At 42.0% G+C, this 20,131-nt stretch carries 18 protein-coding genes; 13 read left to right on the forward strand and 5 right to left on the reverse strand.

All coding sequences use genetic code 11. The annotated features are described in order from the left end of the window. Positions 1–2: 2 nt before the first annotated feature. Together FHW88_RS06700 and FHW88_RS06705 are read left to right on the forward strand one after the other, a co-directional pair. Positions 3–455 (forward strand): hypothetical protein, encoded by a 453-nt coding sequence (locus FHW88_RS06700; protein ID WP_176624067.1) that lies wholly within the window; start codon positions 3–5, stop codon positions 453–455. Positions 456–502: 47 nt separating this feature from the next. Continuing rightward, on the forward strand, positions 503–1,411 hold the full coding sequence (locus FHW88_RS06705; RefSeq protein ID WP_176624069.1) for an alpha/beta hydrolase: 909 nt from the start codon (positions 503–505) through the stop codon (positions 1,409–1,411). On the opposite strand, the gene FHW88_RS06710 is transcribed toward FHW88_RS06705, so the two are convergent. Then, a complete protein-coding gene (locus tag FHW88_RS06710; RefSeq protein WP_176624071.1) occupies positions 1,389–2,021 on the reverse strand; it encodes a hypothetical protein in 633 nt (210 codons plus the stop codon). The genes FHW88_RS06705 and FHW88_RS06710 overlap by 23 nt on opposite strands. 100 nt (positions 2,022–2,121) lie before the next feature. Here FHW88_RS06710 and FHW88_RS06715 point away from each other — a divergent pair, with 100 nt between their 5' ends. Together FHW88_RS06715 and FHW88_RS06720 are read left to right on the forward strand one after the other, a co-directional pair. After that, positions 2,122–2,607 carry a hypothetical protein gene (locus FHW88_RS06715; protein WP_176624073.1) on the forward strand — a complete coding sequence of 162 codons (486 nt, stop codon included), beginning with the start codon at positions 2,122–2,124 and terminating at the stop codon, positions 2,605–2,607. 10 nt (positions 2,608–2,617) lie between these two features. Next, on the forward strand, positions 2,618–3,151 hold the full coding sequence (locus FHW88_RS06720) for a GNAT family N-acetyltransferase (RefSeq protein ID WP_176624075.1): 534 nt from the start codon (positions 2,618–2,620) through the stop codon (positions 3,149–3,151). Positions 3,152–3,218: 67 nt separating this feature from the next. On the opposite strand, the gene FHW88_RS06725 is transcribed toward FHW88_RS06720, so the two are convergent. Both FHW88_RS06725 and FHW88_RS06730 read right to left on the reverse strand, forming a co-directional pair. Beyond that, positions 3,219–3,803: a fasciclin domain-containing protein gene (locus tag FHW88_RS06725; protein WP_176624077.1), complete on the reverse strand. Its 585-nt coding sequence runs from the start codon at positions 3,801–3,803 to the stop codon at positions 3,219–3,221. Positions 3,804–4,283: 480 nt separating this feature from the next. Further along, positions 4,284–4,937: a hypothetical protein gene (locus FHW88_RS06730; protein ID WP_176624079.1), complete on the reverse strand. Its 654-nt coding sequence runs from the start codon at positions 4,935–4,937 to the stop codon at positions 4,284–4,286. Positions 4,938–5,016: 79 nt separating this feature from the next. Between FHW88_RS06730 and FHW88_RS06735 the strand changes: the two genes are divergently transcribed. The 7 genes from FHW88_RS06735 to FHW88_RS06765 all read left to right on the forward strand — a co-directional run bounded on the left by FHW88_RS06735 (position 5,017) and on the right by FHW88_RS06765 (position 16,411). Beyond that, entirely contained in the window at positions 5,017–6,030 is a 1,014-nt protein-coding gene (locus tag FHW88_RS06735; protein WP_176624081.1) for a threonine aldolase family protein, read from the forward strand. A 173-nt stretch (positions 6,031–6,203) separates the two neighbouring features. Then, on the forward strand, positions 6,204–6,755 hold the full coding sequence (locus FHW88_RS06740) for a pyridoxamine 5'-phosphate oxidase family protein (protein WP_176624083.1): 552 nt from the start codon (positions 6,204–6,206) through the stop codon (positions 6,753–6,755). Positions 6,756–6,931: 176 nt separating this feature from the next. Beyond that, positions 6,932–7,528 (forward strand): RNA polymerase sigma factor, encoded by a 597-nt coding sequence (locus tag FHW88_RS06745; RefSeq protein WP_176624085.1) that lies wholly within the window; start codon positions 6,932–6,934, stop codon positions 7,526–7,528. Between the two features lie 100 nt (positions 7,529–7,628). Next, positions 7,629–8,822, forward strand: coding sequence for a FecR family protein (locus FHW88_RS06750; RefSeq protein ID WP_176624087.1), 1,194 nt, complete (start codon positions 7,629–7,631; stop codon positions 8,820–8,822). Positions 8,823–9,098: 276 nt separating this feature from the next. After that, complete coding sequence (locus FHW88_RS06755; protein ID WP_176624090.1) at positions 9,099–12,500, forward strand: TonB-dependent receptor; 3,402 nt, start codon at positions 9,099–9,101, stop codon at positions 12,498–12,500. A gap of 25 nt (positions 12,501–12,525) precedes the next feature. Next, positions 12,526–14,028, forward strand: a complete 1,503-nt coding sequence (locus FHW88_RS06760; protein ID WP_176624092.1) for a RagB/SusD family nutrient uptake outer membrane protein — start codon at positions 12,526–12,528, stop codon at positions 14,026–14,028. Between the two features lie 103 nt (positions 14,029–14,131). Then, positions 14,132–16,411 carry a GH92 family glycosyl hydrolase gene (locus FHW88_RS06765; protein WP_176624094.1) on the forward strand — a complete coding sequence of 760 codons (2,280 nt, stop codon included), beginning with the start codon at positions 14,132–14,134 and terminating at the stop codon, positions 16,409–16,411. 187 nt (positions 16,412–16,598) lie between these two features. On the opposite strand, the gene FHW88_RS06770 is transcribed toward FHW88_RS06765, so the two are convergent. Next, complete coding sequence (locus FHW88_RS06770; RefSeq protein ID WP_090524888.1) at positions 16,599–17,213, reverse strand: trimeric intracellular cation channel family protein; 615 nt, start codon at positions 17,211–17,213, stop codon at positions 16,599–16,601. Between the two features lie 55 nt (positions 17,214–17,268). Continuing rightward, positions 17,269–18,504, reverse strand: coding sequence for a dicarboxylate/amino acid:cation symporter (locus tag FHW88_RS06775; RefSeq protein ID WP_090524890.1), 1,236 nt, complete (start codon positions 18,502–18,504; stop codon positions 17,269–17,271). A 119-nt stretch (positions 18,505–18,623) separates the two neighbouring features. On the opposite strand from FHW88_RS06775, the gene FHW88_RS06780 reads away from it, so the two are divergent. After that, the gene (locus FHW88_RS06780) at positions 18,624–19,199 is read left to right on the forward strand and encodes an HD domain-containing protein (protein ID WP_090524892.1); all 576 of its coding nucleotides are present in this window, start codon (positions 18,624–18,626) and stop codon (positions 19,197–19,199) included. A gap of 12 nt (positions 19,200–19,211) precedes the next feature. Then, positions 19,212–20,090, forward strand: coding sequence for a YitT family protein (locus FHW88_RS06785; protein ID WP_090524894.1), 879 nt, complete (start codon positions 19,212–19,214; stop codon positions 20,088–20,090). The last annotated feature ends 41 nt before the right edge of the window (positions 20,091–20,131 follow it).

A 20,131-nucleotide genomic window follows, 5' to 3' on the forward strand; every position in this document is an offset into this window, starting at 1 on the left:
TTATGAAAGTCCTGCTCGTACTCATCATAAGTTTTATACTTACGGCCGCTATTTCGCGGCTTTTTATTGATGATTGGAATATTATTCTAAGTGGCAACGTTGCCATGATGCTGATGCTTTGGTTTGCATCATTAGGGCATTTTATGTTTACCAAAGGCATGGTCATGATGATGCCATCCTTTATTCCGTTTAAAGGTGCGTTAGTTTATTTAACCGGTATAATGGAGATAATCCTCGGGCCATTGTTGATTATTAATACTACAAGGCACATTGCCGGAATTATTTTACTTGTCATGTTTGTAGTAATGCTGCCTGCAAATATCAATGCCGCTATCAAGCATGTAAATTTTGAAAAAGCTACTTATGATGGCAGCGGTACCGGCTATTTGTGGTTCCGCATTCCTTTACAATTGCTATTTATAGCCTGGATATCGTATTTTTCGATTGGGATTTAATTGTTGATTTTTAAGGATATGGATTATCTTTAAACAATTAACCAATTATGAAAAAGATAATCCAAAACCTGCTGATCATTTTGATAAGTGCTTTATCTGTATCTGCTTTGGCACAAACATCAAGTCCTAAACAGCCATTTTTTCCAAAGGGCACCATATTGTATGGTGATGTTAATTATGCCAGTGATACTTTAAAGAAACACTTGCTGGATATTTACCTGCCGCCAACAGCAAAAGATAGTTACCCGGTTATTATCTGGATCCACGGCGGAGCCTGGATGCTGAATGATAAATATGCCGATATGGGTTACATGCAGAAAACCGTGCAGGGCTTTATTGATAATGGTTATGCCGTTGCTTCTATCGATTATCGCTGGAGTACTTCTGCACCATTTCCCGCGCAAATCCGGGATTGTAACCAGGCTGTTGAATTTCTTTATCAAAACGCATCAAAATATAAACTCAACAGAGATAAGTTTGGGGTGATCGGTTTTTCGGCCGGAGGGCATCTGGCATCCTTACTGGCTTTATCCAATAACAATAATATAAAAGAGTTTTATCCGGGGGGAAGCAAGCCTCATTTTAAAATAAAACTGGCGCTTGATTTTTATGGGCCATCAAATTTCCTTTCACTCAAAGGTACCGATGTTAATGATCCTAAAAGCCCGGTTAACCTGCTGCTTGGTGCTTATGCTATCGAGCGGCCCGATCTGGCCAATATAGCCAGTCCGGTTACCTACGTTGATAAAAACGATCCGCCGTTTCTCATTGTTCAGGGTGAAAAGGATGAATCGGTCAATTACACCCAATCGGTTTTGCTAAGTTCATACCTTAAACTTGCCGGTGTTAAAAATGAACTTATTATTGTACCCAACGCGCCGCACTATGGGGTGATGTTTGATGCCGAAGAGATCAGAAAAAGGGTGTTTTATTTTATGGATGAATATCTAAAGTAGTTTCCTCGCCAAAGTTTTGGTACTCTTTCATCAGTGTTTTTAAAAGGGATTGCAAGGCAAGCGCATTCCAATCGTGCATGAAATTGTAGCTTTTTTGCTGACTTTTATTTTGCTTATTATAAACCATGAAATAGGTAACATAGTTACTAAGACCTATTTCAGTATATGGCAATAAATTTTTATTATCCCAACTAATGCCGCTTTCATTAAATGCCATTCCGAAAAATTCAAAGTTTTCACCGTTTTTATGCCTATAGTAATGACTGAGGTAATGATGTACGAAATAATAGTTCCATAGGTTATTCACTATATCCCTCCAGGCCTTTCTGTAAACCTTTTTACGGAACCCATAGTAGCTGCTGAATTTTATGACGATGCTTTTTTGATGTTCGGTTTTAATCTCAATAAAATAATGCCGGCCAACAGTGAATGCATAACCTGTAATAAATTTCATTCCGTACCTAAAAGCTGCCAGTTCATTAGAATAAATAAACAGAGGGGTTTCGTTGTGCGAACTTTCAACAGCTACACCTTCTTTACTTATCACAATCTTCCTGTAAAGGTCGTTGCTTAATAGTTTAGGTATGTCAACGGTGAAAGTATCATGCATGCAACTAAAATAAGCAATGTCTGCTTATCCTTTCGATAAAAAGTTCATTACACAAACAGCTTTTTAAACAATAATTTTATGTTTGGATAAAATTTCTGCCATGTTAAAAAAAGTAAACCCGAAGAAGAAGAGTAAACTTGTCAATATCCTGTTCGCCGGGTTTATAACGGGTACACTTGATGGACTTGCAGCCATGATCCTGAACTATAAAATAAACCCTGGTGTTATTTTTAAGTTTATTGCCAGCGGCGCTTTCGGACCGGCGGCTTTTGCAGGCGGGGCTGAAATTATAGTCGCCGGGGTTGTTTTCCATTATGTGATCGCTTTTATATTCAGCGCGGCGTTTTTCCTGCTTTATCCCTTCTTTTATAATGGTTTGCGCAATAAATATTTCGTAGCTGTTATTTACGGGATAGCTGCCTGGATCATCATGAATTTGAGTGTTGTGCCGCTGAGTAAAATAACCATGAAGCCGGGATATCATATCCCGGTAAGTACTATTCTGACCGGGATGTTAACGCTGATAATTTGCGTTGGTTTACCCGTAGTTTTCATTGCCGATAGGGAAAACCAGAAATCCAAATAGTATGATGGGAATGCATATTTTAAATACCGACCGTTTGGGCTTGCGCGGATTACTTGAGTCGGACGCCCCGCAAATATTGGCTCTCCGCTCCAATGCCGAAGTGAACAAACACCTTGACCGTGCTGCTAACACTACTGTTGATGAGGCGCTATCATTTATTAAAAAGATAGAGGCTATAGTGGGTAATAACGAAGGCTTTTATTGGGCTATAACCTTAAAAGACCAGGATGACCTGATAGGAACCATTTGTTACTGGAACCTTAATGCTGCCAATAAAAGTGCAGAAATAGGTTATGAACTCCACCCTGATTATCAGGGGCAGGGCTTTATGCAGGAAGCCATTTCCGCGGTTCTGGCCTTTGGTTTTAATGATCAGCATTTTGAATTGATAACTGCCTGCCCGAAACAAGGGAACGAAAGTTCGGTGAAGTTATTGAAGAAAACAGGTTTTTCGCTTACGGGAGATTTTACAGATACGGAAACTGGCAGCACATATCTCGATTTTAGAATGAATAAAGCCGATTACTTAAAAGGCCTGTCATAAATGGAAAAACCCGGCTTTAATAACCGGGTTTTTCGTGGATTTAAAATTTAAACAAAGTATTTTGAGATTATGGCATCATTACGCCGTTAATACCGTGTACAACACCGTTGCTCGCTTGTGTGTCAAACGCGGTAACCAATACAGCGTTGCCTTTGGCGTCGGTGATCTGCAAATTGCTTTTATCGTTTACGGATAAATGCAAAGTTTGTCCGTCGATGGTTTTCAGATCGGCTTTGCCTTTACCTGCACCTAAGGCTTTAATGATATCAGTCTTGGTGTATTTACCTGCAACTACGTGATATTTCAATATCGGGGCAAATTTAGCAGGGTCTTTCATCAGGGCATCAAACTGCGCTTTGGGTAATTTACTGAAAGCTACATCATTTGGTGCAAATATGGTAAACGGGCCAGGTGCCTGCAAAGTTGGCTCAAGCTGAGCTGATTTTATTGCAAGTGCCATTGGCGCGTAGTTAGTTGAAGTCGCCATTACGCCAACCACATCGCCAGATGCGGAAGCTGTAGAAGTGGCTGCAGGAGCAGCAGTTGTTTTAGCAGTGTCCTTTTTGGTTGTATCCTGTGTTTGGGCTATTGCCTTGTTTGATAAAAAACCAATAGCTAATGAAGCAACGGCTATTAAAACTGACTTTTTCATGTTCATCTTTCTTTCTGTTTTTTTAGTGAATTAAAATGTAATGAGTAGTCGTTTTTATCGATATAAATTAATTAAGAGTTATTTATTTGGTGAATTACTATAGTTTAATAACTTTTAATTACGTAAAATAGTTTTGATTTATTAACATTTGTGCTTAAACACGTGATGTTCAGGGGAGAAAAAAGAGGGGATGGCCGGTTTGTGACGTGTTTTAAAACCTGATTAGCGCCAAACGAAACGGATTTTGCGTTAGGGATTGGAGCGGATACAGGCCTTGTGGCTAATGCCTGTGCAGTATGAGCGGATAGCCCGGCCGCAGGCAACACCATTAGTAAGAAATAATCTTTGTCTTAGAATGCTATTGTACATCACCACAAAAAAAGACGACCTGATTTTTTCAAGTCGTCTTTTTATACACATCAATAGAACTCAGACTTACGAAGTTTTTAAAACTTCGTAAGTCTTCAAGATGAATATTTTCTATTGCCTTGCTTTTTGCAGCTCGTCAAATTTCGCAATGAGCTTATCGATACTCTTTAGATTGTATTTATGCTCATGGATCTGATCAACAAGGTCGGGTTCATCTCCCATGATATCGCTCATAATATCTTCAAAATTTTCATCGGTGAGGCGTTTCATACCTGCAGTGGTTTCACCATAATAATAGGTTGTTTTTGAACTTCCGCCCCGGCCACCGCCGCCGCCAAGGTTAATGCCGATGCCGCCGCCAATTCCGCCGCCGTAACCACCGCTTCCGTAGCCTGCTGAGATCCCCGGTGTAATACCAAAGCCACTGCCTCCCCCGCCTTTGCCGCCCTTTGCCATGAACAGTTTCACTGGCCCATCAAGCACCACTTTTACAAAGTCGGTTTCTTCCTTGGTCCACGATTCGTTTGCCGGGGCGTGTGCCACAACAAAGCTGTCCTGACCCACAACAAACGATCTTAAATCGCTGGCGCTTAATTTATATGGATTAGTTTTTTCGTTTTCCTTAAACTCAATGAAACCTTCGCCTTTTATTGGCCCTTTTCCTGAAGGATTAGCGCGGATCAGCCCGGTTTCGCGGTTGCCCTTTACATCAGTAAAGCTACCCTGTTGCCATTTTTGCGATTTTGCTGATACAAAACACAGCATGAAAAATAAAATGATTAAAATTGAGCGCATAACGAGTTCTGAATTCTGATACAAAGAACGCAAATTTTAACTTTTTAATATGATCACTGTTGATTTCCGAAGCGATACTGTAACCAAGCCAACCCCGGGCATGCTTGAAACTATGTGGAGCGCCAAAGTAGGGGATGATGTTTTTGGCGAGGACGAAACCATAAATGCCCTTGAAGCTAAAGCTGCCGCTATGTTTGGTATGGAAGCTGCTATCTTTTGCCCATCAGGTACCATGACCAACCAGATAGCAATTAAATGCTTTACCCAGCCGCTTGATGAGCTCATTGCCGATCAAACCGCACATGTTTACAGGTACGAGGGCGGGGGCATTGCTTTTAATTCGGCAGTATCAACCCGGTTGTTGAACGGTTACCGTGGCATCTTAACGCCCGAAATGATAGAGCCTGAGATCAATGCCGAAAATATCCATTATCCGCGCACCAGTTTGGTGGTTTTGGAAAATACAGTTAACAAAGGCGGCGGCAGTTGCTATACGCTCGAACAAATTAAACCTATTGCCGGTTTGTGCCGCGAGAAAGGTTTGAAGCTTCACCTTGATGGCGCCCGGATTTTTAACGCGCTTATCCATACCAGTGATGCTGCGGTTGAATATGGGAAATATTTTAATGGTATTTCAGTTTGCCTTTCTAAAGGATTAGGCGCACCTGTAGGTTCGGTTTTATTAGCCGATAAGGAAACTATTAAATATGCCCGTCGTATCCGCAAGGTATTGGGTGGCGGGATGCGCCAGGCGGGTTTTTTAGCTGCCGCGGGGAGCTACGCGCTTGATCATCATGTTGAACGCCTGAAGATAGACCATGCCCATGCGCGTATTCTGGGTGAGGAACTGGGCCACTTGCCATGGGTAAGCAATGTAATTCCGGTTGAAACCAATATTGTTTTATTTGATACCGTTGAACCGGCTGCTGCGGTGCTTGCCAAACTTGCAGACAAAGGCATTAGGGCAAGCGATACAGATAAAAACCGGATCCGCTTTGTAACTCATTTAGATGTGCATGCCGAACAGGTGGAATATACAATAGGGGTATTAAAGGGGTTATAGATTTCTACTTTAAATACGCTATCGAAAGTTCGGTGAACACTGGAACAAAATGAATTCATAACGGGGACTTCAGCCTAAATATTCAATCAAAATTTTGGCTGAAATGCCTTATTCCTCAAAACGCTAAAACGATTATCCTTATATTTGAATATCCTTAATTAAAACCTTTTATTATGGGTAAGTTTTTTAATGAGATGCTTGACCATCACAAGGATTTTATTGCTCATCAAAAAATATTTTTTGTGGCAACAGCGCCTTTAAGTCCCGGCGGGCATGTAAACCTCTCGCCAAAAGATAATGCCAGTTTCCGCATCCTTTCCAATAATCGTGTAGCTTATATGGATATTATTGGCAGCGGTAATGAAACCGCCGCCCACCTGCTCGAAAACCAGCGCATAACTTTTATGTTTTGCGCCTTCGACGGGCCGCCCAATATCCTGCGCTTGTATGGTAAAGGTTACAGCATTTTACCAGATGATGATAACGAAGAATGGAACGAACTTTCGGGGTATTTCAGCATCCATATGGCCACCCGGCAAATCATAGTAGGTGATATTGATATGGTGCAAACTTCATGTGGTTTCAGCGTACCGCTTTACGAATATTTAGGCGAGCGTGATTATGCCATGAAATGGGCCGAAAAGAAGGGCGAACAGGGGCTGGCCGATTATAAACAGGAAAAAAACAGGATCAGCTTAGATGGCTTGCCAACGCCATTATACTGATAGCCTTTTATTTAATACATACTTAATAGTTAAACAACTTTAAGAAATGCGACCGTTTTATATTTTTTCAAACATTTTTAATTTCTTTACAGTTATACGTTGGTTTCATCGATATAATTATTAATGCTGCAAATACTGCGAATTTTATAATATTTGCAGCAACCATACATTAGCCTATGTTTGAATTTACTCAATCAAATGAGAAGGAACTGCTTATGCAAGTAGCTCAGGGTAATGAGTTTGCTTTCCGTCAGTTGTTTTCAGCTTACCATCAGCGTTTAGGCGTTCATATTTTGCGTATAACCCATTCTGTCGAACTGGCCGAGGAGATTGTGCAGGACGTGTTCATGAAGATTTGGATGACCCGTGAAACACTAACCGGGGTTGATAATTTCAAGGCTTACCTGTTTGTAATTTCAAAAAACCATGCTATAAACTGTTTGCGAAAAGTTGCCCGCGAACAAACACAACTAAAAAAGTTAGAAGAAACACAGGTTGTGCCTTTTAATGCTGAAGTGCCGGAAACAGACCAGTATTATAATTTGATTGACGAAGCTATTGATCGGCTGCCGCCACAGCAGCAAAAGGTTTACCTCATGAGCAGGCATAACCGCTTAAAGTACCATGAAATTGCAGATGAACTGGAGCTATCCCGCGAAACTGTTAAAAAATACCTTCAAATTGCTACTACATCAATCAAAGATTATGTACATGAGCATATGGAGGCTATAGCATTGGTAATGGCATTAATTCATTTTTTTTATTTTTTTTAAAAAGTAATACCCCCTTTTTTAATCTTACAGGTGTCATGTACATGAGATCTGCCCCAACTCACTGTAGCCAATTATACAGTTATACCGAAAGACATTTACTATGAGCGAACTTTACGCCCGGCTTGATTATTTGTTTAATACCTATTATAACGGCGCCGCAACGCAGGCCGAGCGTGATGAACTGTTTGAGATCATCAACTCATCGGCAACTGATGCGGAGCTTGCTTCGGTTATACATCAGGCCTGGGATAAGCTCGACGATAACGGGCCGCTTTTTGATCGCTCGAAAAGCGAGGACATGCTTACCCGGATATTAAGGGCCAATACCGAACAACCTGCTATGGTGCCGATAAAAAGTAATCATTTACCGTGGAGAAGGTTAGGCGTTGCAGCTTCATTCTTATTCCTTGTTGGTATAGGCGCTTATATTTACAGCAATCAAAAAAAGCAGGTTGTTACAAAAAAGAGTATTGCCAAAACTCATCTTAAAAATGACGCCTTACCGGGTGGTAACAAGGCTGTTTTAACATTAGCCAACGGTAAAACCATTACACTTGATAGCGCGCAAAACGGTTTACTGGCGCAGCAGGGTACCACCCGGATCAATAAAACCCGCAACGGTCAGCTGGTTTATGAAGTCGGTATTAATGCTGATGCACCGGTTATAAATACTGTTTCAACTCCACGTGGCGGCCAGTATCAGTTGGTTTTGCCGGATGGGAGCAAAGTTTGTCTAAATTCAGCATCATCATTAAGTTTTCCAACCAGATTTACTGGCAAAACGCGTGAGGTCACCATCACGGGCGAAGCTTACTTTGAGGTTGCCAAAAATCCGCAGATGCCTTTCAGGGTTAAATCTGATAACACTACAGTTGAGGTTTTAGGTACACATTTCAATATCATGGCCTACAATGACGAGGCCGAAATGAAAACCACATTATTGGAAGGCTCGGTAAAAATAAGCAATGGCGCGGCAAGCGGCATTTTAAAGCCCGGACAGCAGGCTGTGCTTAACAAGGCGGGCAGGTTAAAGGTGCTTAACGATGTTGATGTTGATGATGAAATAGCCTGGAAAGACGGTATTTTTCAATTCAGGGATGCGGGGATAGATGCTATTATGAGGCAGGCTGCCCGCTGGTATGATGTTGAGGTAGCCTACGAAGGCAAAATACCACAGCGCGAGTTTACAGGCCGGATCTCCCGAAATGTGAAAGCATCCGAGTTGATGAACATGCTTGGCTATGCCGGGGTGAAATTTAAAATTGAAGATAAGCGTATTACTATACAGCAATAGCATAATTATTATAACCTACTATATTAAGCAACCAATTGTTAACAATTTAAACAACCCTATGATGGAAGAAATACCTAAGATAAGTTAGCCCGACCCTTGGGACTAAATTGGTAAAACGGTTTATCATGCGTTCAAACATGTGTATCGAATTCCAAAACCAGCATATGAAAAAAACCGGGAAGTATTCGCAGTACGTTCCCGGCATAAACATCTGGGTCCCAAATTTCTACAATCGATGAATTGAAAGTTAATGTTTAACCCAAACTCTACAAACTTATGAATTTTAATTCTAAGGCCACGTCTTTGGCATGGCCCCAATTACGCAAATTTATATTGGCCATGAAGCTAACTGCCTTTATTATAATTGCGGCCCTTACCAACGTGAGCGCCAAAAGTTATAGCCAGATAGTTACTTTGCACCAAAAAAATACTACCGTTGAAAAAGTACTCCGCTCCATTGAAAAACAAACAGGCTATCATTTCATGTATGATAAGCAGGATGTATCAAAGGCCGGAGCAATCAACATTGAAGTTGCAAACGTATCTATAGAGAATGCGCTTGATCAATGCTTTAAAGATCAGCCGCTTACCTACAAAATTTTTGATCAAACCATTGTTGTTAAAAAGAAGGATGAGCCTGTTGTGTCGCAGGTAGCTGTTGCCCCAATTAAAGTAACGGGTACAGTAAGCGATGCCAAAGGCCCTATCCCTGGTGTTACGGTTAAGGTTAAAGGTACCAATGTTGGTGTACAAACTGACATTAATGGTAAATATACCGTCAACGCGCCTGATGCCAACGGAACACTGGTATTTACATTTATAGGATATACAACCCAAAATGTGCCTATTGGCGGCAGGAGCCAGATTGATGTTGTATTGGCAGAAGAACCAAAAGCATTGAGCGAGGTGGTTGTGGTTGGTTACGGTACCGCAAAAAAGGTCGACCTTACCGGTTCGGTAGGTAGCGTAGGTGCAAAGCAATTGCAGGAGCGCCCGCAAACCAATCTTGAGCAGGAATTGTCTGGTAAAATTGCCGGCGTAAACGTATCAAGTAACTCAGGTGCACCGGGTGGCGCAACCAAAATCCGTATCCGTGGTTACAGCTCCATTAATACCAACACCGATCCGTTATATGTTGTGGATGGTGTGGTTTGGACAGAAGGTGGTAACGCCATTAACCCTAATGACATTGAAACTATCGACGTACTGAAAGACGCATCATCAACAGCTATTTATGGTACCCGTGGTGCAAACGGCGTAATTTTGGTTACCACCAAAAGAGGTAAAAAAGGCGGTACCATTTCTTACGATGCCTATATGGCGGTAAATCATATGTTTAAGGAGATACCCGTTCTTAACTCAAAACAGTTTATGCAGATTGAGGATGTTTCTTACGCCAATATCAAAAAATATGACCCTACCGGCTGGGCTGCGGGCGACTATACCGACCGTAACCCGGTAACGCAAAGAACAGCCCTTATCGGTAAACTGTTCGATCAAAATTTAAATCCATTATATGACGTTGACTGGCAAAAAGCTACAACCCGTACTTCGGTAAGCCAAAACCACAACGTTGCATTTACCGGCGGCGCCGAAAATGTAAACTATGGCTTGTTTCTGAACTATGCTGATGACGAAGGTATTATCCTCAATAGCTACCTGAAACGTTATAATGTGCGTTTAACGGTTGACAACCAGATAAAACCATGGGTAAAAGTTGGGGCTACATTAAACTACAACTACCAGGATGGCCGCAACCAGGATCAGGGCACAGGCGGTAACAACATCCCGCGTATGTTAATTGAGATGGTGCCTTTTATTCCTGTCAGATATCCCGACGGAACCTACGGCAAACGTACCGATTACCCTAACCTTGAAGGCGGTGATAATCCGGTAGCACAAGCTAACGAAATTCAATCTCTTACCCGCAACCGTATCTTCAGCGGTAATGGTTATTTGAATTTAAATCTGTTGCCAGGTTTGGAATTCCGCAGCGTTTTGGGTGTAACTACATCTGCCAATTATAACCCGGCTTCTCAAAGCGGGCTTGTTGGCGGCCCTGTTGCAGGACAAAGCTATAGCTCGGCCTCGATAGAGGAGTTTAACAGGACGTTTTGGCAATGGCAAAACTATTTTACCTACAACAAAACCTTTAACAAGGTACATACTATAAACCTTGTTGCAGGTGCCGAACGTCAAAACTATCAGCAACTTCGTTTAAAAGGATCAACAGGTACATTGTCTGACGATTTTTATGAGTATTATAACTTATCTGCTGGTATTGTACCTAACAAACCAGAGTCTGATTATGATGCATGGCAAATGCAGTCGTTTTTTGCCAGATTGAACTATAACTACAACGAGAAATACCTGTTAACTTTAACGGGGCGCGAAGACGGCTCCTCACGATTTGGTACTAACAAAAAGTACGGCTTTTTCCCTTCTGCGGCATTTGCATGGCGCGTATCTCAGGAAGATTTCTTAAAGGATAATAAAACTATATCAGATCTGAAATTGAGGCTGAGCTACGGGTTAACCGGTAACTCCGAAATTGGTGAATATCGCTCGCTCGCAAATATTAATACAGTTGGCTACGCCTTTGGCGGCAACAGTGCGGTAGGTACCACGCAAACCTCGATAGGTAACGAGGATTTGCAATGGGAAAAAACCGCGGAATATGATTTAGGCTTTTCATTGGGCTTGTTTAACAATCGTTTAAACATTGAAGCAGATGCTTATCTGAAAAAGACAAAGGCATTGCTTTTAAATGCACCGCTGCCAGAAACAAGCGGTTTTCAAACCGTTTATAAAAATATAGGTAAACTGCAAAACAAAGGTGTCGAATTCACGATCAATGCTACTCCTATAAAAACACAGGATTTCACCTGGAACTCAACCTTTAATATTTCATTCCTGAAAAACAAGATCCTGCAGTTAGGTGCATCTAATGATGATATCTTCCTTGCTCCAACCTTCCTTTCGCAATTTAACCTGATGCGGGTTGGTCTTTCGGCCGGTAGTTTTTATGGTTACAAAGTGCTTGGAACATGGGGAACTGCTGAGGCGACCGAAGCTGCTAAATATGGCTTGTTACCAGGTGACCTGAAAATACAGGATACCAATGGCGATGGCAAAGTTAGCGCTGACGACAAAGTGGTATTAGGTAAATCAATACCTGATGGTTATGGTACTTTCAGCAACAACTTCCGCTACAAAAACGTTGACCTGGGTGTTGATCTGCAATTTAATTACGGTAATCAGATCATGAACCTTACCCGCCACTCGGGCCAGGACCGCACTGGTCAGGCAAACAGCTATGCTACCGTACTTAACGCCTGGACACCGACTAACCAAAACACCAGCATTGCCGAAAGCAGGCCCGCTTATGTACGTTATCAAACCGAAATTTATTCAACCAAAGTTGAAAGCGGTAATTTTATTCGCGGCAGGGCGGTAACACTTGGTTATACTTTTAATGACAATATTCTTAAAAAGTTAAAGTTAAGCCGTTTAAGGGTTTATGCGCAGGCACAAAATCTGTTCCTGATAACCAAATACACAGGTTATGATCCAGAGGTATCAACATACAATGCCTCAAGCAACTTCACCCAGGGTATCCAGTTTTATGATTATCCAAAACCACGTACTTTCCTGTTAGGTGTTAATGTTAGTCTTTAATTAAAAAATGTTAAAACATCATATTATGAAATTTAACTTTAAAAAATTCAGGGTAGGTGGTTTGTTACTTATCCTTGCTGCTGCTACAGGCAGTGGTTGCAAGAAATATCTTGATGAAAAAAATAAAAGCAACTTTGTTAAGGATAATTATTTTGTCAGTTCAAACCAGGCTTTAACCTTTGTAAACGGTTTGTACAACGTAATGTATTTTTTTCAAAATGGAGATGCTTATGGTGAAAGTCCTTTTATTACATTGGAGTTGTTTGCCGGCCATGCCACTTCGTTAGGACAGAGCGTAAACAATGGTAACGTGATCCATCAGCGTACCGATGCAGTTAATCCTGGTTTTGAAACAGTATGGTATAACTGTTACAAGGGGATTGCCAATGCAAATCTTGCCATAGAAAAGATCCCCGGCATATCACCTATGGATGATGGATTAAAAAAGAAACTGATAGGTGAAGCTTACTTTTTCAGGGCATTTTATTACTACCACCTGGTGCGTTTATATGGCGATGTTCCGCTGATTACCGCGTCGCAAACAGTAAGCAGCCCTGATCTGTATCCTTCACGTACACCTGTGGCCGATGTTTATAAACAAATCATCAGCGATTTACAGGCAGCCGAAGAATCAGGTATGCCGAATACTGATGCAAGCGGTCGCGTTTCATTGGGGGCTGTTAAAACCTTATTGGCCAGCGTTTATTTAACAACAGCAGGCTTCCCGCTAAAACAAACCGAAAACTATGCTAAGGCAGCATCAGAAATTGAGCCTGTTTTAGGCTGGTATTCTTTGTTTCCTGATTATGCATTCCTGCATGATAATGCGCACAAAAATCAGCAGGAATTAATATTCCAGATTAATTACCTGGTAGGCACTCAGACTAATGCTATCCCTCAGTTAACTATTCCGTTTAACCTGTTGGTTGGTGCATATGGAGATCACCTTGGCGCTATGATCCCTACCAATCAGTTTGTGGCAAGTTATGAGGCGGGCGACCTGCGTACACAGGAGCGCCAGTTTTATTTCTCAAGCTATCCTCAATACGGTAACCCAGGCAACATCATTCAGTTTGGTGAACATGCACTTTATAAATATTTCCATGTTGAAAGTGCTGCTCAAAGCGGTCGAAGTGATGAGAACTGGACTTTATTGCGTTTGCCCGAAGCTCAGTTGATCTATGCTGAAGCAACTAACGAGGTGAGCGGGCCAACTGCTGAAGCTTATGCCGCTGTTAATGCTATCCGTGCACGCGCTAAACTTGCGCCATTGAGTAATTTAACCAAAGATACCTTCCGCCAGGCAATCTGGAGGGAGCGCTACCATGAACTCGCTTATGAAAATAAGGCATATTTTGATATGCAGCGTACCCATATGGCCTACCTGCCGCAATCAAACACTTTTGCCGACCCTACCGCTTCGCAAACAGAGCAGGGCGTAACCTTTAAAACTCAATATTACCTGTGGCCTATACCACAGCGTGAAATCAGCACTAACAGTAAATTAACCCAAAATCCGGGTTGGTAATTGTATAATGCAAATAATACACTTAAAAGACTGGCTATATCAAGCCAGTCTTTTATATTTACGGCTTGGTAAAACGTTTCATCAAAAATCAAATATTTAAACAATGAAAAAAGCCCTGGTACTTATCACATCAGTGTTGTTGGCGTCCGGTACTTTTGCTCAGCAGGTAAATAAGGTTACCGATCCTGTTGAATACATCAATCCGTTGATGGGTACCGACTCGCACTACGACCTTTCAAATGGTAACACTTATCCCGCTATTGCCCTTCCCTGGGGGATGAATTTCTGGACACCGCAAACCGGTGTTATGGGCGACGGATGGGCGTATACTTACGACGCGCACAAGATCCGCGGTTTTAAACAAACCCACCAGCCATCACCATGGATGAACGACTACGGGCAGTTTGCCATTATGCCGGTTACCAAACATGCAGTAGTAGGCCAAAATAAAAGGGCAAGCTGGTTTTCACACAAAGCCGAAACTGCCAAACCATACTATTACAGTGTGTACCTGGCCGATCATGATGTAACTACCGAAATTACTCCAACTGAGCGTTCGGCACAGTTCAGGTTTACTTATCCTAAAACTGATAGCTCCTTTATCGTTATTGATGCACTGAACAAAGGCTCATACGTAAAGATCATGCCCGATCAAAAGAAGATTGTAGGCTATTCAACCAAATATGCGCGCGGCCCGCTTAAAAACTTTAAAAACTATTTTGTTATTTATGTGGATAAGCCAATCACCTATGCACATACTTTCAGCGATACTACGCAAGCTGATGGCCTGGAGCTAAAAGCTGAACATGCAAGCGCTCTGATAGGTTTTAAAACTACGCAAGGCGAAAAGGTTCATTTGCGCGTAGCTTCATCATTCATCAGCATTGAACAGGCCGAGTTGAACCTGGAGCGTGAGCAGGGTAAAGACAGCTTTGATGTAACTTGTCAAAAGGCAAAAGCTGTTTGGAACAAAACCCTAAACCACCTGCAGGTTGAAGGCGGCTCTGTTGATCAGATGCGTACCTTTTACTCATGCTTTTACCGCATGGTATTTTTCCCGAACAAATTGTATGAGATAGATAAGGATAACAAGATTGTACACTATAGTGCATCGACAGGTAAAGTATTCCCGGGTTATAAATTTGCCGGTACCGGCTTTTGGGATACCTTCCGGGCGCTATATCCCTTCCTGAACCTGGTTTATCCATCCATCAATAAAGAAATGCAGGAAGGCCTCATTAATGATTATAAAGAAGGTGGTTGGTTGCCTGAGTGGTCGAGCCCGGGGTATTCTGCGGTGATGATCGGTAATAATTCGGCTTCGGTGGTTTCTGAGGCTTATTTGAAAGGTTTACGCGGGTATGATATCAGTACTTTGTGGGAAGCTTTGGTGCACGGCGCAAATAATGCCGGTCCGCAGGCTACAGGCAGAGAGGGAGTTGAGTACTATAACAAATTGGGTTACGTGCCTTACGATGTTAAGATCAATGAAAACGCAGCCCGTACTTTAGAGTATGCATATGATGATTTTGCGATTTATAAATTAGGCAAGGCACTGGGCAAACCCGAATCAGAGATTGGCATTTATAAAAAACGTGCCATGAACTATAAAAACCTGTTCGATCCGGAAACAAAACTGATGCGTGGTAAAAACCAGGATGGTACTTTTGAAAAACCATTCAGCCCGTTTAAATGGGGTGATGCCTTCACCGAAGGTAATAGCTGGCATTACAGTTGGAGCGTTTTCCAGGATATGCAGGGCCTGATTGATTTAATGGGCGGACGTCAGAAATTTATTACCAAGCTGGATTCGGTATTTAGCATGCCACCGGTGTTTGACGATAGCTATTACGGCGAGACCATTCATGAGATCCGCGAAATGCAGATCATGAATATGGGGCAATACGCCCACGGCAACCAGCCTATTCAACATATGATTTACTTGTACAATTATGCAGGTGAACCATGGAAAACCCAGTTCCATGTGCGTGATGCTATGGCGAAGTTATACAAAGCTACTCCGGATGGTTATTGTGGCGATGAGGACAATGGCCAAACATCGGCATGGTATGTGTTCTCGGCTATGGGCTTTTACCCGGTAACTCCGGCCAGTGATCAGTACGTTTTGGGTACACCACTGTTCAAGAAAATTACGCTAAATCTTGAGAATGGTAAAAAGGTAGTGATCAATGCAGCTAACAACAGTCCGGCTAATAAATATATCAACACGTTAAACGTTAACGGCAAGCCATATGATTTAACCTGGTTAAGCCATTCGGAACTTAAAAAAGGAGCGGTACTTAACTTTAATATGGCTCCTCAGCCTAATAAGGCAAGAGGCGTGAAGGTAAGTGATGTTCCATATTCGTTGAGTACGGAGTAGCCCCCTAACCCCTGAAGGGGGAACAATGGTGGATATTTTAATAACAACCAAGGCGAGGTAAATCCTCGCCTTGGTTGTTAAACGGCTACTGCCGCGGGCTTTCAGCCCGTGGTGAACCATCGTGTCAGCTTTCAGCTGACGTAAAAACAAAATCCGAAATCGAAAATCCCAATTCCGAAATCAAGAATTAATGCCATTCTTCCCGGTACACAAATTTGGGCATTTGCCAGTTATATTTAATAGAAAGTAAACGTAATGCAAGACCAATAATACAAGCTATTACAATTGCCACTCCATTGGGGGCACCCATATGTTCGAGACCTAAATAGCATGCCCCAGTTACAATGGATGCACTGGCGTAAACCTCCTTACGGAACAGCAAAGGTACTTCATTACACAAAACATCGCGAAGCACACCACCTGCACAGCCAGTTATCATGCCGCTTAGCAAAATGATAAGCCATGGCAGATCAATCTGCTCAGCTATCTGGCAGCCTATAATAGTAAATACTACCAATCCCAAAGCATCCAGGTAAAGAAACAGCGTTTTCATTTTGGTCATGAGGCGTGCGATGATGGCGGCCAATATCGCTGCTGCTGCGGTAATCACTAAATATTCGGGATGTTCGACCCAGCTCATGGGGTAATGATTAAACAATATGTTGCGAACGGTGCCGCCGCCTAAAGCTGTAACCCAGGCTATGATACAAACACCAACCCAATCCATATCCCGGCGCCCGGCTGATAATGCCGCTGTCATTGCTTCGGCAATAATGGCTATAATGTAGAGAATGTGAAGCATACAGGTAGTGAAGGGTTTATTTATACGCCAATATAATAAACCTTTATTGAATATGCTATAGTTCTCCCTTAGCGGGGGGCGGTTTCATCCAGTCCTTTCCTTCCGTAAAGCGGGCTACCAGCATGGCAGCAGCCGTATCGCCGGTTGCATTCAACAATGTGGCCATTGGGTCAACCAGCGTACCAATAATAATGGCAGGAGGGAGCGCTTCGGGCGGAAAACCATAGGCCGAAATAAAAAGCAGCTCACCAATATAACCGCCATTGGGTATACCGCCTTCAACCAGGCTTACTAAAACTGTCATAGCAAGGGCTATGATTATAGTTTCAGCGTTGTCAAAGCTTTTACCAAACAGCGCGAAAACTACAGCCATTTTTACTATTGACGAAATGCTTGAACCATCTTTGTGCAAAGTGCCACCAAGCGGAATGGTAATATTGGCAATAGCATCAGAGATGCCCATTTTTTTTGCGGCATCCAAATTTGCAGGTATGGTGGCAATGCTGCTGCAAGTTCCTACTGCTGTAGCCGATGGTATAATATTATTTTTCCAGTATCGCTTAAACGCGCTAACGCCACCTGCGATAAAAGCATACAGACTGAATATCGCAAGGTAATAAAAAGCACCTACTCCATAATATAAAGCCATTGATCGGGCATAACCGCCAAATAATTGCGGACCGAACACACCAACCTGGTAAGCAAAATAAGCACCCAAACCAATTGGGCCAATCCTCATAATGAGGCTGAATATATTTTTGAACACCTCATTGCCGCTGTGTAAAAAAGCTGCAAATGCTTTGCCTTTTTCGCCTGCATGCAGTGTAGCAAAGCCGGTGATCACGGCAAAAATGATCATGGCCAGCATGCTTTTGCGGGATAACAGCTGGTAAAATTCGCTGGTGGTAAAAAGGCTGGTTAGCTGATCGCCAAAAGGTTTTTTGGTGATGGTTTCGGTAATGGGGCTGGCCACCAGGTGCTGATGGATTGGGAAGATCCAAATAGCTATAATGGTAACCATAGCAGCTACTAAAACAGTCGACACAAATACCAGTGAAGTAACGCCCAGCAGTTTCCCCAGCCTTTGTGAGCTGTCTAATGCAGCAATAGCCGATGCTATGGCAAAGAAAACCAGCGGCACAACGGCAGTGAACAGCAGGTTCAGGAAAATATCACCGATGGGTTTGAGCACGGCTACTTTGTCGCCTAAAACAGCTCCGGCGATACTGCCAATGATAATGCCTGTTATTAATAGGATGATGCCTTTGTAGTTTTTAAACCAGCTGTTCATTGTGCTAAGATAATTAATTTGTGCAGCGCAGAGGCATGGTAATATGTCTTCGCGGTTTTGAATTTTGCTAATATCAGTATCCCTCAAATTAATATATTAGCGCCTATTATAAATACTGAATGCAAGTAGAACAAGCCGGGGACTTTATCCTCGACAAAATAAAGAAAGAACTCCCCGAACATTTTCATTACCATAATGCTGATCATGCGCTTGATGTTTATACTGCTGCAAAACAAATTGCGACGGGTGAGGGGATAATCGAAGACGAATTGGAGCTATTACTTACGGCCGTTTACTATCATGATTCAGGTTTTTTGTTCGGCCAGGTGAATCACGAGGCTGGTTCATGCAAAAATGCTAGGCAATATCTGCCTGATTTTGGTTATACGAGTGACGAAATTGAGCAGGTTTGCGATATTATTATGGCAACCAAAATGCCGCAAAACCCTCACAATCATTTAGGCCAGATAATTTGTGATGCTGATTTAGATTATTTGGGCCGAAATGATTTTTTTATCCTTAGTAAAAGGTTATTTTCGGAACTTGTAATTACAGATCACCTTGAATCGGAATTGGAGTGGGACAGGCAGCAGGTGAAGTTCCTGCAAAGCCATCATTACTTCACCCAAACAGCACTCAGGCTCAGGGCTGAAGGTAAAAACGAGCATTTGAAAATTATCACAAAAAAAATTTAAATACTGCTATTAATGACACAACCGGGTTTAAAAATTGAAGAAATTTTGAAAGACGTAGTCACAGTAATTATCGGCATTTTATTCTGTGGGTTCGCCCTAAAAGGTTTTTTAGTACCTAACAGTTTCTTTGATGGCGGGGTAACCGGTATTTCTCTTCTTCTTCACGAGCTGTATCATTTCAACATAGCTTATGTAATCATCATAGCCAACATCCCTTTTATTATCATGGGCATGTTCCAGGTTAATAAATCATTTGCACTAAAAACGCTTGCTTGTGTAATTGGACTTGGCTTATGTTTACAATTTATAGAATACCCAGTAATAACTCAGGATAAACTATTGGTGTCTATTTTTGGTGGCGTATTTATGGGCCTGGGCGTGGGGCTATCCATTCGTGGAGGGTGCGCGTTGGATGGTATCGAGATATTAGCTTTATACACCTTAAAACGCAGTAGTTTCACCATTAGCGAAATTATTTTAGGTATCAATATTATTATTTTCCTGATAGCAGCCGTTGAGTTGGGTTTACAAACAGCATTATATTCTATTTTAACTTATTACACTGCATCACGAACAATAACGTTTGTAATAGACGGATTAGAGGAGTATACGGCTGTAAATATCATTTCGGGCCAAAGTGAGATTATTAAAGAAAGACTGGTTATGGAACTCGGTCGCGGGATCACCATTTACAAAGGTGAACGTGGCTTTATGAAAGAAAGTTTTGATGTTCATCAACCGGTTGATATCATCTTTACGGTAGTAACCCGTTTGGAAGTACGCAGGTTAAAAAACCTCGTACATGGCATTGACCCAAAGGCATTCGTTTTTACAAGTAGTATTAAAGAAGCCGCAGGCGGGGTGTTGAAGAAGAAGGTAAGGGATCATTAATTGGAAGTTCTAAGTATTTAGTTTCAAGTCATAAGTCGTTT

The organism is Mucilaginibacter sp. SG538B (assembly GCF_013376065.1).
Taxonomy (GTDB): domain Bacteria; phylum Bacteroidota; class Bacteroidia; order Sphingobacteriales; family Sphingobacteriaceae; genus Mucilaginibacter; species Mucilaginibacter rubeus.

Excerpts from the sequence above, each read along its gene's own strand:
- FHW88_RS06735 (WP_176624081.1), top strand. The coding sequence starts at position 5,017 with ATGATCACTGTTGATTTCCGAAGCGATACTGTAACCAAGCCAACCCCG.
- FHW88_RS06710 (WP_176624071.1), bottom strand. The coding sequence starts at position 2,021 with ATGCATGATACTTTCACCGTTGACATACCTAAACTATTAAGCAACGAC.
- FHW88_RS06770 (WP_090524888.1), bottom strand. The coding sequence starts at position 17,213 with ATGCTTCACATTCTCTACATTATAGCCATTATTGCCGAAGCAATGACA.
- FHW88_RS06715 (WP_176624073.1), top strand. The coding sequence starts at position 2,122 with ATGTTAAAAAAAGTAAACCCGAAGAAGAAGAGTAAACTTGTCAATATC.
- FHW88_RS06700 (WP_176624067.1), top strand. The coding sequence starts at position 3 with ATGAAAGTCCTGCTCGTACTCATCATAAGTTTTATACTTACGGCCGCT.
- FHW88_RS06750 (WP_176624087.1), top strand. The coding sequence starts at position 7,629 with ATGAGCGAACTTTACGCCCGGCTTGATTATTTGTTTAATACCTATTAT.
- FHW88_RS06740 (WP_176624083.1), top strand. The coding sequence starts at position 6,204 with ATGGGTAAGTTTTTTAATGAGATGCTTGACCATCACAAGGATTTTATT.
- FHW88_RS06705 (WP_176624069.1), top strand. The coding sequence starts at position 503 with ATGAAAAAGATAATCCAAAACCTGCTGATCATTTTGATAAGTGCTTTA.
- FHW88_RS06755 (WP_176624090.1), top strand. The coding sequence starts at position 9,099 with ATGAATTTTAATTCTAAGGCCACGTCTTTGGCATGGCCCCAATTACGC.
- FHW88_RS06780 (WP_090524892.1), top strand. The coding sequence starts at position 18,624 with ATGCAAGTAGAACAAGCCGGGGACTTTATCCTCGACAAAATAAAGAAA.
- FHW88_RS06785 (WP_090524894.1), top strand. The coding sequence starts at position 19,212 with ATGACACAACCGGGTTTAAAAATTGAAGAAATTTTGAAAGACGTAGTC.
- FHW88_RS06725 (WP_176624077.1), bottom strand. The coding sequence starts at position 3,803 with ATGAAAAAGTCAGTTTTAATAGCCGTTGCTTCATTAGCTATTGGTTTT.
- FHW88_RS06765 (WP_176624094.1), top strand. The coding sequence starts at position 14,132 with ATGAAAAAAGCCCTGGTACTTATCACATCAGTGTTGTTGGCGTCCGGT.
- FHW88_RS06745 (WP_176624085.1), top strand. The coding sequence starts at position 6,932 with ATGTTTGAATTTACTCAATCAAATGAGAAGGAACTGCTTATGCAAGTA.
- FHW88_RS06720 (WP_176624075.1), top strand. The coding sequence starts at position 2,618 with ATGCATATTTTAAATACCGACCGTTTGGGCTTGCGCGGATTACTTGAG.
- FHW88_RS06730 (WP_176624079.1), bottom strand. The coding sequence starts at position 4,937 with ATGCTGTGTTTTGTATCAGCAAAATCGCAAAAATGGCAACAGGGTAGC.
- FHW88_RS06775 (WP_090524890.1), bottom strand. The coding sequence starts at position 18,504 with ATGAACAGCTGGTTTAAAAACTACAAAGGCATCATCCTATTAATAACA.
- FHW88_RS06760 (WP_176624092.1), top strand. The coding sequence starts at position 12,526 with ATGAAATTTAACTTTAAAAAATTCAGGGTAGGTGGTTTGTTACTTATC.